This is a genomic window from Roseomonas populi (genome assembly GCF_024594815.1).
In the GTDB taxonomy this organism is placed as follows: Bacteria; Pseudomonadota; Alphaproteobacteria; order Acetobacterales; family Acetobacteraceae; genus Roseomonas; species Roseomonas populi.
In genome coordinates, this window is record NZ_JANJOU010000010.1 from 208148 (window position 1) to 223953 (window position 15806).

General features: G+C 71.0%; 14 protein-coding genes. 4 read left to right on the plus strand and 10 right to left on the minus strand.

All coding sequences use genetic code 11. The features are described from left to right. Positions 1–183: 183 nt before the first annotated feature. The gene (locus NRP21_RS14340; protein WP_257716895.1) at positions 184–2298 is read right to left on the minus strand and encodes a lytic transglycosylase domain-containing protein; all 2115 of its coding nucleotides are present in this window, start codon (positions 2296–2298) and stop codon (positions 184–186) included. A 209-nt stretch (positions 2299–2507) separates the two neighbouring features. After that, a complete protein-coding gene (locus tag NRP21_RS14345; protein ID WP_257716896.1) occupies positions 2508–3368 on the minus strand; it encodes a uracil-DNA glycosylase in 861 nt (286 codons plus the stop codon). A 180-nt stretch (positions 3369–3548) separates the two neighbouring features. Between NRP21_RS14345 and NRP21_RS14350 the strand changes: the two genes are divergently transcribed. Then, complete coding sequence (locus NRP21_RS14350; protein ID WP_257716897.1) at positions 3549–5243, plus strand: electron transfer flavoprotein-ubiquinone oxidoreductase; 1695 nt, start codon at positions 3549–3551, stop codon at positions 5241–5243. Between the two features lie 41 nt (positions 5244–5284). On the opposite strand, the gene NRP21_RS14355 is transcribed toward NRP21_RS14350, so the two are convergent. The 8 genes from NRP21_RS14355 to NRP21_RS14390 all read right to left on the minus strand — a co-directional run bounded on the left by NRP21_RS14355 (position 5285) and on the right by NRP21_RS14390 (position 12600). Further along, positions 5285–6082, minus strand: coding sequence for an SDR family oxidoreductase (locus tag NRP21_RS14355; protein ID WP_257716898.1), 798 nt, complete (start codon positions 6080–6082; stop codon positions 5285–5287). Positions 6083–6152: 70 nt separating this feature from the next. Beyond that, the gene (locus NRP21_RS14360; protein ID WP_257716899.1) at positions 6153–7121 is read right to left on the minus strand and encodes a Bug family tripartite tricarboxylate transporter substrate binding protein; all 969 of its coding nucleotides are present in this window, start codon (positions 7119–7121) and stop codon (positions 6153–6155) included. A 62-nt stretch (positions 7122–7183) separates the two neighbouring features. After that, positions 7184–8074, minus strand: coding sequence for a dihydrodipicolinate synthase family protein (locus NRP21_RS14365; RefSeq protein WP_257716900.1), 891 nt, complete (start codon positions 8072–8074; stop codon positions 7184–7186). Then, the gene (locus tag NRP21_RS14370; RefSeq protein ID WP_257716901.1) at positions 8071–9273 is read right to left on the minus strand and encodes a sialidase family protein; all 1203 of its coding nucleotides are present in this window, start codon (positions 9271–9273) and stop codon (positions 8071–8073) included. The genes NRP21_RS14365 and NRP21_RS14370 overlap by 4 nt, the downstream gene beginning before the upstream one ends. Next, positions 9273–10415: an iron-containing alcohol dehydrogenase gene (locus tag NRP21_RS14375; protein WP_257716902.1), complete on the minus strand. Its 1143-nt coding sequence runs from the start codon at positions 10413–10415 to the stop codon at positions 9273–9275. Before NRP21_RS14375 ends, NRP21_RS14370 begins: the two co-directional genes overlap by 1 nt. A gap of 16 nt (positions 10416–10431) precedes the next feature. After that, positions 10432–11268, minus strand: coding sequence for an IclR family transcriptional regulator (locus NRP21_RS14380; RefSeq protein ID WP_257716903.1), 837 nt, complete (start codon positions 11266–11268; stop codon positions 10432–10434). Positions 11269–11384: 116 nt separating this feature from the next. Next, the gene (locus tag NRP21_RS14385; protein ID WP_257716904.1) at positions 11385–12074 is read right to left on the minus strand and encodes an SDR family NAD(P)-dependent oxidoreductase; all 690 of its coding nucleotides are present in this window, start codon (positions 12072–12074) and stop codon (positions 11385–11387) included. Positions 12075–12159: 85 nt separating this feature from the next. Next, positions 12160–12600, minus strand: a complete 441-nt coding sequence (locus tag NRP21_RS14390; protein WP_257716905.1) for a MarR family winged helix-turn-helix transcriptional regulator — start codon at positions 12598–12600, stop codon at positions 12160–12162. An 86-nt stretch (positions 12601–12686) separates the two neighbouring features. On the opposite strand from NRP21_RS14390, the gene NRP21_RS14395 reads away from it, so the two are divergent. The 3 genes from NRP21_RS14395 to NRP21_RS14405 are packed head-to-tail and all read left to right on the plus strand — an operon-like array spanning position 12687 to position 15803. Next, positions 12687–13733: a M29 family metallopeptidase gene (locus NRP21_RS14395; RefSeq protein WP_257716906.1), complete on the plus strand. Its 1047-nt coding sequence runs from the start codon at positions 12687–12689 to the stop codon at positions 13731–13733. 46 nt (positions 13734–13779) lie between these two features. Further along, on the plus strand, positions 13780–14535 hold the full coding sequence (locus NRP21_RS14400; RefSeq protein ID WP_257716907.1) for an alpha/beta fold hydrolase: 756 nt from the start codon (positions 13780–13782) through the stop codon (positions 14533–14535). Next, on the plus strand, positions 14535–15803 hold the full coding sequence (locus NRP21_RS14405; RefSeq protein ID WP_257716908.1) for an acyl-CoA dehydrogenase family protein: 1269 nt from the start codon (positions 14535–14537) through the stop codon (positions 15801–15803). The genes NRP21_RS14400 and NRP21_RS14405 overlap by 1 nt, the downstream gene beginning before the upstream one ends. Positions 15804–15806 lie beyond the last annotated feature (3 nt).

The following is a 15806-nucleotide window of genomic DNA, read 5'->3' on the forward strand; positions in this document are numbered from 1 at the left end:
TCCATCATCTTCTTCTATCAGCTGGTCCGAACATCGCTGACGGTGCGCCTCGGCTCGTGGAGCCGAGGCGATTGTGAGGGCAGGACAGGGTCCTGATCGTCAGCCCCACGCCGCAAGTCAGTCCCGCGGCAGCCCGATGCAGGTCCAAGGGGCGGAGCCCCTTGGGGCCACAAGCGCACCCGATCAGCGTACCCCGCGGTTCCGGGCCACGATCCTCGCCAGTTCCTCCACCCCCAGGAAGCGTGGGGCGCTGCCGGCCGCCAGCGCGTCCAGGCTCGGCGAGGGCAGGCCCAGGCGGCTGGCATAGATCCAGGAATAGGCCAGCACGCGCTGCACATAGGCCCGCGTCTCGTTGAAGGGGATGCTCTCGATGAAGAGGAAGGGGTCCTCACGGTGGCCGTTGGTGGGCATCCACTTCGTCAGGTTCCCCGGGCCGGCGTTGTAGGCGGCCAGCATCCGGATCAGGTCGCCCTTCACGTTCTCCTGGGAGGAGAGGTGCAGAAGGTAGCGTTGCCCCAATTCCAGGCTGAAACCCGGGTCGTGCAGCCGCCGCCCGCCGTCCTTCAGGCTGGCATCGCCGGTTATGAAGGCGGCGGTGGCCGGCATCACCTGCATCAGCCCGCGGGCACCGGCGGGTGAGACGGCGTCGGGGTCGAAGTTCGATTCCTGCCGGGCAAGGCCGTAGATCAGCGCGGGGTCGGCGCGCCAGCCGCCCTGCGGCTCCAGCCGAGGCACGGGGAAGCGGGCATAGTCGCGCGGCCGGCCATCGGCGGCCTGGGCCTGGGAGGCGAGCATCGTCGCCAACTCCGTCATCCCCGCCCCCGTGGCGGCGGCGAGCATGGCGCGGGCGAGGTTCGAGTTGCCGCGCGCGACGGACCAGAGCCGGCGCAGCTCCGCCTCCGCCCGGGCCTTCTGGCCGATCTGAATCAGGGCAAGCGCGCGCCAGCCACCGGCCGTCTCGGCCAGGGCGGCGCCTTCGGCCTCGCCCGCCACCTCGCCGCCTTCCCAGGCGAAGCCGAAAGGCAGGCCCAGCGCGCGGCGCGCCACCAGCCCGTAGAAGGTGCGCGGCTCCTGCGCGGCCTGGAGCATCCAGGGCACGTAGCCCTGCGGCCGGCGGGCGCGCACGGCGGCGCGGGCAGTCCAGAAAGCGGCGGCGGCGCGCAGCACGGCCGGGGCCGCCTCGTTGCGGGCGGCCGCCTCGAAGAGCGGCAGCGCCGTCTCGTACTGCCCCAGGCCCCAGGCGGAGAGCCCGGCGATGAAGCCCGCCTGGGCAGGCGCGCCGGCGGTGCGCGCGGCGAGGGAGGCGGCGCGGAAGGCCTCCTGGTCCTTCCCGGAGGTGAAGAGGACCTGCGCCACATCCGTCTGCAGCGCGGCGGCATAGGCCGGCGTCATGCCCCGGGTGGAGGCGATGTAGCGCAGCGCGTCCTGCACCTCCCCTCGCGCGGCCATGTCGCGCACGGTGCGGTCCAGGGCGGGGTTGCGGACCAGGGGGCGCGCGGCGGCGGGCGGCTCGCGCTCCTCCGGCGGCACCTCCTGCCCGGGGGCGGGAACCTCCTCCGCCGCGGGGGCGCCCGCCAGGGGCGGCACATCGGCGCCGCGTGGCAGGCGGGAGACCAGCAACGCGTGCAGCCGGGGCGCGTCCGGGTGGTCCGAGTTGTCGGACAGCCAGGCGCGCAGCTCGGCCACCGTCGGCTCCACCCCGCCCCCGGCGGCGCCATCGGCGCGCCAGCGGTCGGCCAGGACGTGGCCCATCAGCCGCCGGTCGTCCAGGCGCTCGGATTCCCGCATGGCCTGGGCCATCTCGCCGCGGGCCTGCAGCTCGAAGATCCGGCGCAGGCGGGCGGCGTCGGAGGGCGCGAGCGGCTGCGGCAGCCCGGGCACGGCGGGGCTGATCCCGGCCAGCGGCGTGCGCGCGAAGGAGAGCGCGATCTCCTGCGGCGTCTGCATCTCCGCCAGCCGCGTGGGCACCCGGGCCACCACCAGTTCCGGCGCATGGGCCGGCGAAGCGGCGGGGCCCTTCAGCCGCGCGGTGCGCGCCACCGGCGGGCGCGCGGCCGCGCGCGAGAGGCCCCGCACGGCGCCCCGCGGCAGGGCGCGCGCAAGGTCGCGCCCGAGCTGGCTCTTCGCATCCCGCGCGGGGGCGCTCGCGTTAACGGACAGGCCCGCTCGCAGGCCCCGCTGGAGGGCTGGGCGGGGAGAAGCGGAATTCCGCTGACTTGTGGCGCGCGCGGTCTCGCGCAGCGAGGGCTGCTCGCGCCGGGAATGGGTCTCTGCACGGTGCGGAGCGGCTTGGGCCATGCACCCGCAGAAGACGAGCGCAAGCGCCAGCGCCACCCGCATCGCGCGCGCTCGCCGGGGGGGACGGCGACCGAGCCCGAGAGGGGAAGCTCGCATGGGCGCCCAGCGTTAGGGGGGTAGTCCCGCCAGAGCAAGCAACCGGAGCGCGAGCCCGGGTTGCGCTGAATGCGAATCAGCGGCTTAGGCCCCGCCGGGCCTTCACGTTTCGTTCATGTGGACGCGTCGCTGGGTGCCGCGGCCCCGTCCAGGGCCCGCCGGAGCAGCCGCAGATCGGTCCAGGCCTCCCGCTTCGCGGCGGGCTGGCGGAGGAGATAGGCGGGGTGCAGCGTCGCCAGCGTCGGCACCGTGCCCAACCCCGGCACGTCCAGGCTGTGCCAGCGGCCGCGCAGGCGCGTGATCCCCTCGTTCCGCCGCAGCAGCGCCTTTGCGGCCGTACCGCCGAGCAGCACCACGTGGCGCGGCCGCACCAGGGCCAGGTGGCGCAGCACGAAGGGGGTAAAGACCGTCATCTCCGCATCCGTGGGCGTGCGGTTCCCCGGCGGGCGCCAGGGCAGGATATTGGTCAGGTAGGCGTTGCGCGCCCGCTCCACCCCGATGCTGGCGAGCATCCGGTCCAGCAGCCGGCCGGAGACGCCGACGAAGGGCTTGCCCTGCCGGTCCTCGTCCGCCCCCGGTGCCTCGCCGATCAGGACAAGGCCAGACTCCGCCACTCCGTCCGCGAGGACGAGGTTCCCCGCCGTCTCCCGCAGCGGGTGGTCCAGGGCGGCCAGGGCCGCCCGCAGCGCCTCCAGACTGTCGGCGCCCGCTGCCAGCTCCCCCGCGCGGGCGGCGGCAGGCGCAAAGGCGATCGCGGCCGCCGGAGATGGCGCGCGCGGCGCGGCAGGCACCCCAGGGGGCGTGGCGGAAGGCCTGCCGGAAGGCGCGGCAGGGCGAGTTGCAGGCGCCGCCGCGGCCGGGCGCGGCCGGGTGCGGTCCAGCGGCACCTCGTCCAGCGCCTCGTCGGCGCCCCAGGCGATCTGCAGGTCCAGCGCGGCGAGCAGGGCGGCTGTCTCGGCCGCATCAAGATCCATGGCGGTGATATCGCGCCTGCACGCGCCCGCGCGCAATGGCCGCAAGCCGTTGCGAGCCGCTTGCAACGCAAATCCCTGCAATGCCGCCGGCGCACCGCGACGGGCCGAGCCCTGTGCGGATCAAGGGTTACGCAGAGGAGAAGGCAGGGCTACATCCCCCCTAGATCAGGAGGAGCGATCGTGTCCGAACGCGAGAGCATGGAATTCGACGTGCTGGTGGTGGGCGGCGGCCCGGCCGGCCTGGCCACGGCCATCCGGCTGAAGCAGGCATCGCCGGACACCACCGTCTGCCTCGTGGAAAAGGGCTCTGAGATCGGCGCCCACACCCTCTCCGGCGCCGTGCTGGAACCGCGCGCGCTGGACGAGCTGTTCCCGGACTGGCGCGACGACCCGCCGGCCCTTGCCACGCCCGCCGGCGACGACCGCTTCATGTACCTGACGGAGAAGCGGGCCTTTAAGCTCCCCACGCCCCCGGCCATGAACAACCACGGCAACTACGTGGTCTCTCTCGGCAATGTGTGCCGCTGGCTCGGCGCCAAGGCGGAGGAGCTGGGCGTCGAGATCTACCCGGGCTTCGCTGCCTCCGACCTCGTGATCGAGGAAGGCGTGGTGAAGGGCGTGGTGGCCGGCGTGATGGGCATCACGCGGGAGGGTGAGGAAGGCCCGGACTTCCAGCCCGGCATGGAGCTCCGCGCCACCTACACGGTGTTCGCGGAGGGCTGCCGGGGATCGCTGACCAAGCGCCTCTTCGAGAAGTACGACCTCCGCAAGGACTGCCAGCCGCAGACCTTCGGCCTCGGCATCAAGGAACTGTGGGAGATCCCGAAGGAGAAGCACACGCCGGGGCTGGTGTGGCACTCCACGGGCTGGCCGCTGAAGAGCGACACCTATGGCGGCTCCTGGCTCTACATGCTCGGCGAGAACCTCGTCTCCATCGGCTTCGTGGTCGGGCTGGACTATCCCAACCCCTGGCTCTCGCCCTTCGACGAGTTCCAGCGCTTCAAGACCCATCCCGAGGTCCGCAAGTTCCTGGAGGGCGGGAAGCGCATCGCCTACGGCGCCCGCGCGCTGAACGAGGGCGGCGCGCAGTCCGTGCCGCGCCTGGTCTTCCCCGGCGGGATGCTGGTGGGCGACACGGCGGGCTTCCTCAACGTGCCGAAGATCAAGGGCACGCACACCGCGATGAAGAGCGGCATGGTCGCCGCCGACGCCATCGCGGAGGCGCTGAAGGGGGAAACCCGGCCGGAGGTGCTGGAGACCTACCCCGAGGCCATCCGCAAGTCCTGGGTGTGGGAGGAGCTGCATTCAGTCCGCAATATTCGCCCGGGCTTCTCCAAGTTCGGCTTCTTCGGCGGCATGGCCGCGGCGGCGCTGGACACCTACGTCTTCCGCGGCAAGGCGCCCTGGACCTGGGTCCACCACGCCGACAACGAGACGCTGAAGCCCGCCGACAAGGCGGAAAAGATCGTCTACCCCAAGCCCGACGGCGTGCTGACCTTCGACCGCCTCTCCTCCGTGTTCCTCTCCAACACCAACCACGAGGAGAACCAGCCGGCCCACCTCGTCCTGAAGGAGCCGGAGCGCTGGAAGGGCGTGAACTGGGACCAGTTCCGCAGCCCGGAGAGCCGCTACTGCCCGGCCGCCGTGTACGAGGCGGTGGGGCCGGAGGCGGAGCGCGAGCTGCGCGGCACGCCGGACGCCGAGGCCACCGGAGAGGGCGCGGCGGTGGAGGCGGGCGACGCCGCCGTGAAGCTCGTGATCAACGCGCAGAACTGCGTGCACTGCAAGACCTGCGACATCAAGGACCCCAGCCAGAACATCGACTGGCGCACGCCCGAGGGCGGCGGGGGACCCAACTACATCGGCGGGATGTGAGCCGAAGGGCCGGGGAGGACACCTCCCCGGCCCTTTCTCTTTTATGCTCGGACGTTCCCTTGCTGGGCCTGGGCCCGCATATGGGCCACGCCCGCCGTCGTCAGCCCGCCATCCGCCGTCACCTCGCTGCCCGTCATGAAGGATGCGGCGTCCGAGGCGAGGAAAAGGACGATGTTGGCGATCTCATCGGGGCTGGCCTCCCGCCCCATCGGGATGGCGAAGCGATTGGCCTCCATATGCCCGGCCGGCGCCGCATGGGTCAGCGGCGTCGCGATCATCGCGGGGTGGACGGAGTTCACGCGGATGCCGTCCTTCACCATCTCCAGCGCGGCCGACTTGGTCAGACCACGCACGGCCCATTTGCTCGCCGTGTAGGAGGGATCACCGTGCGCGATGATCCCGGCCGTGGAGGAGATGTTCACGATCGCCGAAGGTGCCGTACGCGCCAGCAGCCCGTGGCAGTGCTTCATGCCCAGGAAGACGCCCGCGACGTTCACGTTCATGGCGCGGTCCCATTCCGCCTTGGTCGTCTGTGCCAGCGGCTTGCGCACGATCAGCCCGGCATTGTTCACCAAGGCCTTCAGTCCCGCGCCGCGCGCCCCGATGTCCTGAACCAGTTTCTGCCAGTCGCCCTCCTCGGCCACGTCGAGGTGGTGGTAGGAGGCGGAGAGCCCCTCCCCCCGCAAGGCGCCGGCCAGGGCCTCGCCTTCCTCATCGAGGATGTCGGCCAAGTGGACATGCGCTCCAGCCCCGGCAAAGCGGCGGGACAGGGCCGCGCCGAGCCCGCGGGATCCGCCGGTGACGCAGACGCTCTGCCAACGAAAGTAAGCCTCAGTCATCGGCCTCTCGATCTCACCCCCTGGCGGGCGGCGGCAGGCCGGGGCGAAGGCTCACCCCGGCCTCCCTCCCCTACTCCGGCTGGTAGTTCACGCTCTTCAGCAGCTCGCTCGCGCGGGTGATCTCGCTCGCGATGAAGCGCTTGGAGTCGTCGATGCTCTCCGTCACCGGCTCAAGCACCTGGCCTGTCATCCGCTCCACGATGGCGGGCTCGCGCATCGTCTCCTGCATCAGCGCGTTCACGCGGCCGCAGATCTCGGCAGAGGTGCCCTTCGGCCCCCAGACGCCGTACCAGGACTGGAACTCGTAGCCGGGCAGCCCGACCTCGCCCATGGTCGGCACGTCCTTGGCAAGGTTGGAACGCTCCTTCGCCGCGATGCCGAGCACGCTGATCTTCCCGTCGCCCCGCGCGGGCAGGATGGCGAAGCAGGGGTCGATCAGCAGTTGCACGCTGCCGCCCATCATGTCCGTCAGCGCGGGCTGCGTGCCGCGATAAGTCACCATATCCAGATCCAGCCCCGTGCGGCGCAGGAACTCGATGGTGGCAAGGTGCCCGGCGGAGCCGAGCGAGGAGACGGCGAAGTTCCACTCGCGCGGCTTCGCCTTCGCGGCCGCCGCCACCTCGGCATAGGTCTTCTCGCGCTTCAGGCCGGAGGCAGCGAGCACCAGCGGCGCGCGGGCGGTGCGCGCCATCACCTCCAGGTCCTTCTGCGGGTCGAAGTTCGCGCCCTTCAGCACCAGCGGCATCACCGCCGTGTTGAAGGCAGAGGCGAGGATCGTGTAGCCGTCCGGCGCGGCCTGCAGCACGGCATTGGTGCCGACCAGACCCGCGCCGCCCGTGCGGTTCTCCGCCACGGCCGTCGCGCCAAGCTTCTCGGACAGGCGCTGCGCCAGGAGGCGGCCGAGCGTGTCGTTCGCAGCGCCCGGCGGCCAGGGGATGATCACGCGGATCGGCTTGGCCCGGGGCCAGGATTCCTGCGCCTGGATGGCGGGGGCGGCCAGGGTGCCGGCGGCGGCCAGAAGAAGACTGCGGCGGTTCATGGTTGTCTCTCCCTTCTCGTAGCAAATGGGCCGGCCCCTGTTGCGGAGCCGGCCCCCTTCGTTCAGGCCGCCAGAAGCTGCGCGGCCTCGTCCTGTGTCAGCGGCAGCAGGGGCGGGCGCAGCCGCGTCCAGCCCTGGTGCCCCGTCTCCTTCGCCAGCAGCACCTTCAGCGAGGCCATCTGCGCGAACCTGGAGGCCAGGGTGCGCTTGGCCACCACCCGGGCCTGCGCCGCATCCACCTCGGCCGCCTTCGAGGGGTCGTTGGCGTTGCGGTAGATGAAGGCCAGGTCGGCCGCGACGAGGTTGGAGGTGGCGGTAATGCAGCCCGCCCCACCCTCTCGCATCAGCGGCAGCAGCAGCGGGTCGGCGCCCGCCAGCACGGCGAAGCCGGGGAAGGTCTTCACCAGCATCTGCATGTTGGCGAAGTCGCCGGCGCTGTCCTTGATGCCCGTGAAGGTGCCGGGGTAGCGCTTCAGCAGCGCCTCGATGATCGGGGCGGTGATCGGCACGGCCGACATCTGCGGGATGTGGTAGAGGATCACGCGCAGGTCGCTGCTGCCGATCCGCTCCACGATCTCGGAATAGGCGGCGATCACGCCCTCCTCACTCGGCGCCTTGTAGTAGAAGGGCGGCAGCATCACGACGGTGTTCACGCCCAGCGAAAGCGCGTGCTTCGTCAGCGCCACCGTTTCCGGGATCGCCACCACGCCCGTGCCGGGCAGCAGGCGCTTTGTTTCCACGCCGCCCTGCACCGCGGCCTCCAGGATGGCCTTGCGCTCATCGGTGGAGAAGGAGTTCGCCTCGCCGGTGGTGCCCAGCAGGGCGATGCCGTCGCAGCCCTGCGCGATCAGGCGCTTCGCGTGCTCCACGAAGACGGGAAGGTCCGGCGAAAGGTCCTCCTTCAGCGGCGTCAGAGCGGCGGAATAGACGCCGGCGGGATGCGGGCTGCTCATGCGGGTGCTCCAGTCCAGCTCTCGGCCACGCGGACGTATTTGATGGCCTGTCGATAGTAGGTGTAGGCGATGTGCAGCGCCCCATCCGGCGACTGCATGATCGTCGGGTAGGAGAACTCGCGGTTCACCTTGTCGCGCGAGTTGTTCGTCATGCAGTAGCCGTCGCCCGTCTCCAGGTTGCGGCGATAGGGCCAGCTGCGGCCGCCATCGGCCGAGATCGCCAGCGTCATCGGCGCGCGGGGCACGCCCCAGAAGGTGCTGCGAACGCCCTCCACCGGCACGGGCTCGGCGCGGTCGTCGCCCTCATCGCCCTCGATGTCGTCGTAGAGCGAGGTGCGGCGCTCCTTGGCATCCGCCGCGCTGCTCTCGTTGTACACCATGCCGATATGGCCATTGGCCAGCCGCACGGCCTGGACGGAGGAGTTGTTGTTCGGCAGCTCCGTCCGCTCCGGCGCCGTCCATGTCCGCCCCAGATCTGTGGAGCGGGAGACGTAGACGTTGTCCGCCCAGCGGCTGCGGTAGAAGGCGACAAGGCCTCCATCCTTCATGTCCAGCACGGACATGTGCACGCAGCCCTCGCTCTCCGGCACCGCCACCTCGGTCCAGGTCCTGCCCTGGTCGGAGGAGATCTTCACCGCGCTGTAGTCCTTGTCCCCCACCCACTTCTTCCCGGGGGTGGTCAGGCAGACCCAGATCGGCAGCAGCCAGTCGCCGTTCTCCAGCACCACCATCGGCTGGCGCATGAAGGTGCCGCCATCCTCGCGCGGGCCGAACAGCGTCTCGATCGGGCCCCAGGAATGGCCGTTATCGCCCGACTTGCGGCAGCGGACGATGGCCGTGTCCTGGTTGCCGCTGATCTGCGCGGTCCAGATCAGCCACAGCGTGCCGTCCGGCGCGGGGAAGAGCAGCGGGTTCTGCTCGGAGCGCGTCGGGTCGTCGGAGAGCTTCTCCGGCTGCGTCCAGGTGTCGCTGCCCTTGGCGAGGCGGGAGAACTGGACGGAGATGTCCGCCACGCCCTCCTGCGTGCCGCCGAACCACACGCAGGCGATGTCGCCGTTCGGCAGGTAGGTCAGGTTCGCCGCATGGCTCTGCACGGTGGCGTGGGGGATGAAGGTCTCAACCCGCGCGGCGTCGCCGGGATGCGGGGCAAGCTTCCCGTTGCCGCTGAAATCCGGCGGGGGGCTGACGGCTGCCGACATCAGTAGGCCTCCTCGTACATCGCCAGGATCTCGTCCCGGCTCAGGTCGCGGGGGTTGTTGTCCAGCAGGCGGCGGATGGCGTGCGCCTCCGTCGCCATGGTGCCGAGGTCATCGCGCGGCACGTTGAGGCGGGACAGCTTCATCTCCACGCCCAGCCGCTCGCAGAAGGCGTGGGTGCCTTCCAGCACCGCCTTCGGGTCGGTGGAAGCCGACAGGCCCAGCGCTTCCAGCACCAGCGCCGTCTTCTCCGGCACGGCGGGGGCGTTGTGCGCCAGGGTGTGCGGGAAGATCAGCGCGCAGGCCAGGCCGTGCGGGATGTGGTGGCGCGTGCCCAGCGGATAGGCCACCGCGTGCCCCGCCGTGGTGTTCACCGGGCCGAGGCAGAAGCCGCCATACATGGAAGCCAGCGCCAGCCCGGCGCGCGCCTCCTTGTCGGATCCGTCCTTCACCGCGCGGCCGAGATACCGTCCGACGAGGCGGATGCCCTCCAGCGCGTAGAGGTCGATGATCGGGTGCGCCTTCTTGGAGGTAAAGGCTTCCGTGCAGTGCGCCATGGCGTCCACGCCCGTCGCGGCCGTCACGGCCGGCGGCACGGTCATCGTCAGGTCGGGATCGACCACCGCGAAGTCGGCCAGCATGTGCCGGCTCTGCACCGCCAGCTTGTTCTGCGTGGCGGGGTCGGTGACGAGGGAGCGCGTGCCGCCCTCGCTGCCCGTGCCGGCCGTGGTGGGGATCTGCACCAGGGCGGCCTTGCGGCCGCGTACCTTCTCCGGCCCCACCACCTCGTGCAGCGTCTGGCCGCTGCCCGGCAGCACCGCCACCAGCTTCGCCAGGTCCATGGCGCTGCCGCCGCCATAGCCGATGACGAGGTCGGGCTTCAGCGCCTCCGCCATCGCCAGCACCTTCTCCAGGTTCGGCAGGTCCGGCTCCGGCTTCACCTCGCCGAAGACTGTGACTTCGCAGGGCACCTCGCCGGGCAGGCCCAGCAGGCCCACGCGGCCGGCGTTGAAGGCATCGGCCACCACCAGCACGCGCTTCAGCCCGCGCTCCGCCACCCAGGGGGCCAGGGCGGAGAGGGTGCCCGAGCCGAACTCAATGCGGGCGGGGCGGAGGAGCTCGATAGGGCTGTGCAGTTCAGGCATCGCGGGGTTCCAGTCTCTATCCGGCGCGCCGCACACCGATCGCGCCGAGGGAGAGGCGAACGCCCTCCGTCAGCTCGTCGGTTAGGCGGCGAAGATGGGGCAAGGCAGTTTCGACGAAGGCGTCGATCGGCTGGCGCGCGGCGCCGATGGTCAGGCTTACGCCGGCCAGCGGCATTCCATCCGCGCCCAGCACAGGGGCGGCCACGGTGCGCAGCCCGTAGGCGTTCTCGCCGTCGGACACGGCGTATCCCTGGCGCCGCACGGTCTCCAGCCGCCCGAGCAGCGCATCCAGGTCGGTCACGGTGCGCTCGGAGAGCATCACGCGCTCCACGCCCTCCAGGTGCTCGATCTGACGGTGGCGCGGCAGCCAGGCGAGGATGGCGTGGCCCAGCGCGGTGGCATAGGCACCAACCCGCGTGCCGGGGCGGCGCACCAGCCCGCTGCGCTCCAGCCCGTGCTGCACGCGCTGCAGGTAGATCACCTCGCCCCCCTCGATCACGCCGAGGGAGCCGGCATCGGCCACGCCCGGCACCATCTCACGCAGCAGCGGCTCGGCATGGCCGGGCAGGTCGTTGGCGGACAGGGCGGCGAAGCCGAGCTCCAGGCAGCGCAGGGTCAGGCGGAAGCGCCGCGTGCCCGGCACGGCGCGCAGATAGCCCAGGGCGATGAGGGTGTGGATCAGGCGGAAGGCGGTGCCGCGGTCCAGCCCCGCCCGGGTTGCCACCTCGGATACTGTCAGTTCCGGCAGGTCGGCGCCGAAAGCGCGCAGCACGGCGAAGACCTTTGCGGCGGATTGGACGAGGTTCTTCGGGTTCGCTGCGGGCGAAGCCTCTCCCTCTTCCGTCCCGGCCATGCCTTTCCTCCCGTCCGGCAGCCCGATGATCGGAATGCGAACATTTGTTGTGGCGTTGGGCGGAGTTTCAGCACCTCCCCCGCCCCGCCGTCAAGCAGAAGCGGGGGTGCCGCGCCCTACAGGGAGCTGCCGCCGCAGACCGTGATCCCCTGCCCCGTGATCGCCCCCGCCTCCTCGGAGAGAAGGAAGGCCACCAGCGCCGCCACCTCCTCCGGCCGGATGAAGCGCCCGATCGGCGGCACGCGGGGCGGCACCCCGGCGCGGGCGGGGTCGCGCAGCATCGGCGTCTCCGTTGCGGCCGGCGCCACCACGTTCACGGTGATGCCCCGCGGCGCCAGCTCCGCCGCCCAGGAGCGGGCCAGTGCGAGCATGGCGGCCTTGCTGGCGGCGTACTGGCTGCGCCCTGGCGCGCCGGTGGCCGTGCGGCTGCCGATCAACACCATCCGCCCGCCATCGGGCATAGCCGGGAGAAGGCGGTTCGCCAGGCGCTCCGTCGCCTCCACGTGCAGGCGCCACATGGCCTGCCCGTCCTCCGGCTTCAGGGCGCCCAGCGGGTTGGTGCGCAGCAGCCCGGCCGCATGGACCAGGGCCTGCGGCGCCAGCCCATCCAGCGCCGCTTCCAGACCCGCCGGGTCGGACAGGTCGGCGGCGCGGTGGGTGAAGCCGGGGTCGGTGACGCCGGGGGCGGAGCGGCTGATCCCCGTCACCTGCCAGCCCTCCCGCAGTAGCCGCGCCGCGATGGCGGCCCCGATGCCGGAGGAGACGCCGGTGACGATGGCATGGCGGGGGGAGGTGGTCTCGGACATGGCGCAGGCTCCATCAGGGGATCTGCCGCCCCTTTGGCATGGCTGGCGCTCCACCGCACTCTTCCCCGCGCGGTGGGGTGTGGGACTAGGCTTCCGGCGCCCCGCCCTCATCCTCCCCGATCAGCAGGCGCAGCGCGCGCAGGATCAGCGCCCGCTCCTCCCCGCCCAGCGGGGCCAGCAGCGAGTCCTGGTGCGCCCGCGCTGCCGCCAGCACCGGCCTCACCCGCGCGCGTCCCTTGGGCGTGAGGTGGATCAGCACGCGCCGCCGGTCCTCCCGCGTTGATCGGCGGCGCACCAGCCCGTCCGCCTCCATCCGGTCCAGCACCTTCGTCATGCTGGGCTGCTTCATCAGGGCCATCGCGGCCAGCTGCCCCACGCCCAAGCCATCGATATCGGAGAGGCAGGCCAGCACCCGCCACTCCGGCACGGAAAGGTCCCACCCCTTCAGCGAAGCATGGAAAGTGGAGGACACCTCATGGCTGGCCCGAGCGAGAAGATAGGGCAGGTAGCTCTCGGTGAAGGCCACAGGGGCTTTCCATCCCTTTTCATATATCTTGACCACTCCGGCCATTCTGCGCCCGAATGAACGCGAACCCAGGGGATCGGCCAAGGATGTTTGCGGACCGCATCGAGCACAAGTGGATCGAGTCCTTCGCCGAGATCCTGGCGAAATGCGCGGTGAAGCCGGGCGAGGCGGTCGCCATCCTCTCCGAGACCCAATCCCGCGCCCTGAACGTGCACCTGGCCGAACTCGCCCTGCTGCGCCTGGGCGCCCGCCCGTTCCACCTGGTTCTGCCCACCGGGCGCAATCCCTACCCCGTCCCCGTCCGTTCTACCGGCGCCAGCGAGGCGATCGGCGGGTTGGAACCGGTGGTCGGCGCCCTTTCCGCCAGCACCCTGGTGGTGGACCTGACCGTGCAGGGGCTGATGCACGCGAAGGAGACGGCCGCCATCCTCAAGGCCGGCTCCCGTATCCTCTCCATCTCCAACGAGCACCCGGAGGCGCTGGAACGGATGCGCCCGGACGATGCGCTGATGACCCGCGTGAAGGCCGCCACGAAGATGATGCGCGGCGCGAAGCGGATGAGCGTGCGCTCTGCCGCCGGCACGGCGCTGGAGATCGACATGGCCGGCGCCTCCACCGTCGGCGTCTGGGGCTGGACGGACCGGCCGGGCACCCTGGCCCACTGGCCCGGCGGCATCGTCGTCAGCTTCCCCGCCGCCGGCACGGTGAACGGCGTGCTGGTGTTGGATACCGGCGACATCAACCTGACCTTCAAGCGCTACCTCGCCGCCCCGATCCGCCTGACAATCGAGGCGGACTACGTGACGGCTATCGAGGGCGAAGGGCCGGACGCGGAGATGATGCGCCAGTCCTTCGCCGCCTGGGGCGACCGGGAAGCCTATGCCGTCTCGCATGTCGGCTTCGGCATGAACCCGGCCGCACGGTACGAGGCGCTGTCCATGTACGATGGGCGCGACACCAACGGCACGGAGCTGCGCGCCGTCTCCGGCAACTTCCTCTTCTCCACCGGCGCCAACGAGTTCGCCGGCCGCTACACCCCCGGCCACTTCGACATCCCCGTGATGGGTACGGACATCCTGCTGGACGGCACCCCCGTGGTCGTGAAGGGCGTGATGCAGGAGTTGTTCGGCTAGGGAAATCGACGCTGGACAGAAATATTCCATTTCATATGATCCTCCCATGACAGCGGTCGTGATGCTCCACGGGATCGGCGCCGGCGCGCGGCTTTTCGAGCCGCAGCGCGCCTCTCTCGCCGCTCGCGGGCTGGACCCGGTGCCGCTGGACTTCCCGGGCTACGGCACCCGCCCGCCCGTGGATTCCATGGACTTCGAGTGGCTTGCCGCAGACGTGGAAGCCGCCATCACCGAGCGCGGCCTGGACCGCCCCGTCCTTCTCGGCCACTCCATGGGCGGCATGGTCGTGCAGACCCTGTTGCGCCGCCAGCCTGACGCCTATGCGGCCGCAATCCTTTGCGCCACCAGCCCGGCTTTCGGGAATCCTTCCGGCGATTTCCAGCAGAAGTTCGTCGCCGCCCGGATGAAGCCGCTGGACGAGGGCCGCAGCATGGCCGACATGGCGCCCGAGACCTTCGCCGCTCTGATCGGCCCGCGCGGCGCGGCAACCCCCTGGCGCGAACACGCCATCGCGGTTCTCGGTGAAACCCCGTCCGAGACCTTCCGCGCCGCCGTGCGCTGCCTCGTCACCTTCGACGAGCGCGCTTCCCTCGGCGCCATCCGCATCCCAACCCTCCTCCTGGCCGGGGAGGCGGACACCAACGCCCCCGCCCCCGTTATGGAGCGCATGGCCGGGAAGATCCCGGGCGCCGAGTACCGCTGCATGGCTGGCATCGGCCACCTGCCGAATATCGAGGCGCCGGAGGAATTCGACGCCATCATCCTCAATTTCCTCGACCGCAACCTGAAGGGGAGCGCGTGATGGACACCCTCGCCGCCGACACCACGCAGGACGAGCCGATCTTCGCGCCGGAGGCCTTCAACCTCACGCCGCAGCAGGCCGAGCTGACCGCCCGCGCCCGCCGCTTCGGCAAGGCCGTGCTCGCCCCCCGTGCTCCGGTCTGGGACCGCGAGGCGCGCTTCCCGCTCGACAACTTCCGCGACATGCACGGCGAAGGCCTGCTCGGCATCTGCGTCCCGCGCGAGGATGGGGGCGAGGGCGCGGACTTCGCCACCTACTGCCTCACCGCCGCGGAGCTCGGCCGCTACTGCGGCGCCACGGCGCTGTCCTGGAACATGCATGTCTGCTCCACCCTCTGGTCCGGGTTGCTGAGCGAGGACTTGGAGATGAGCGAGGCGGACCGCGCCGCCCACCGCGCGCGCCGCTCCGGCCACTACCGCCGCATCATCGAGGCCGGCGCCGTTTACTCCCAGCCCTTCTCGGAAGGCGGCGCGGCCGCCGCCGGCGCGGTCGCCTTCGGGACCGAGGCGCGGCCGGTGGAGGGCGGCTACATCGTCAACGGCAAGAAGATCTTCGCCAGCCTCTCCGGCGCCGCCGACTACTACGGCATCCTCTGCACGGAGAAGACGGGCGAGGAGCGGGGCAGCCGCCGCGACACCCTCTACCTCGCCGTGCCCGCGAACGCGCCCGGCGTTTCCGTGGTGGGGGACTGGGATCCGCTGGGCATGCGCGGCACCGTTTCCCGCACGCTGCTGTTGAAGGATGTCTTCGTCCCCGAGGAATCCATGCTGATGCCGCGGGGCGTGTACTTCCAGGCCGCCGGTCGCTGGCCGCATATGTTCATGACGCTGACGCCCACCTATATGGGCCTCGCCCAGGCGGCCTACGACTTCACCGTCTCCTACCTGCGCGGCGAAGTGCCGGGGACGCCCCCCGTGAAGCGCCGCATGTTCCCCACGAAGCAGATCGCCGTCGCGGAGATGCGCGTGATGCTGGAGCAGACGAAGGCCCTCTGGTTCCAGGCCGTGCGGGAAGCCCGCCCCGATCCCACGCGGGAGCAGGTGATGCGCGCCTACGCCGCCCAGCACACGGTGATGGAGAACGCCAACGCCCTGGCCACCAAGGCCATCCGCACCTGCGGCGGGCAGTCCATGCTGAAGTCCCTGCCGCTGGAGCGCATCTACCGCGACAGCCGCTGCGGCTCCCTCATGCTGCCCTGGACCGCCGAGATCTGCATCGATCGCCTGGGCCGCGAAACCCTCTACAAGCCCGGTGAGAAGGACGAATAGAGG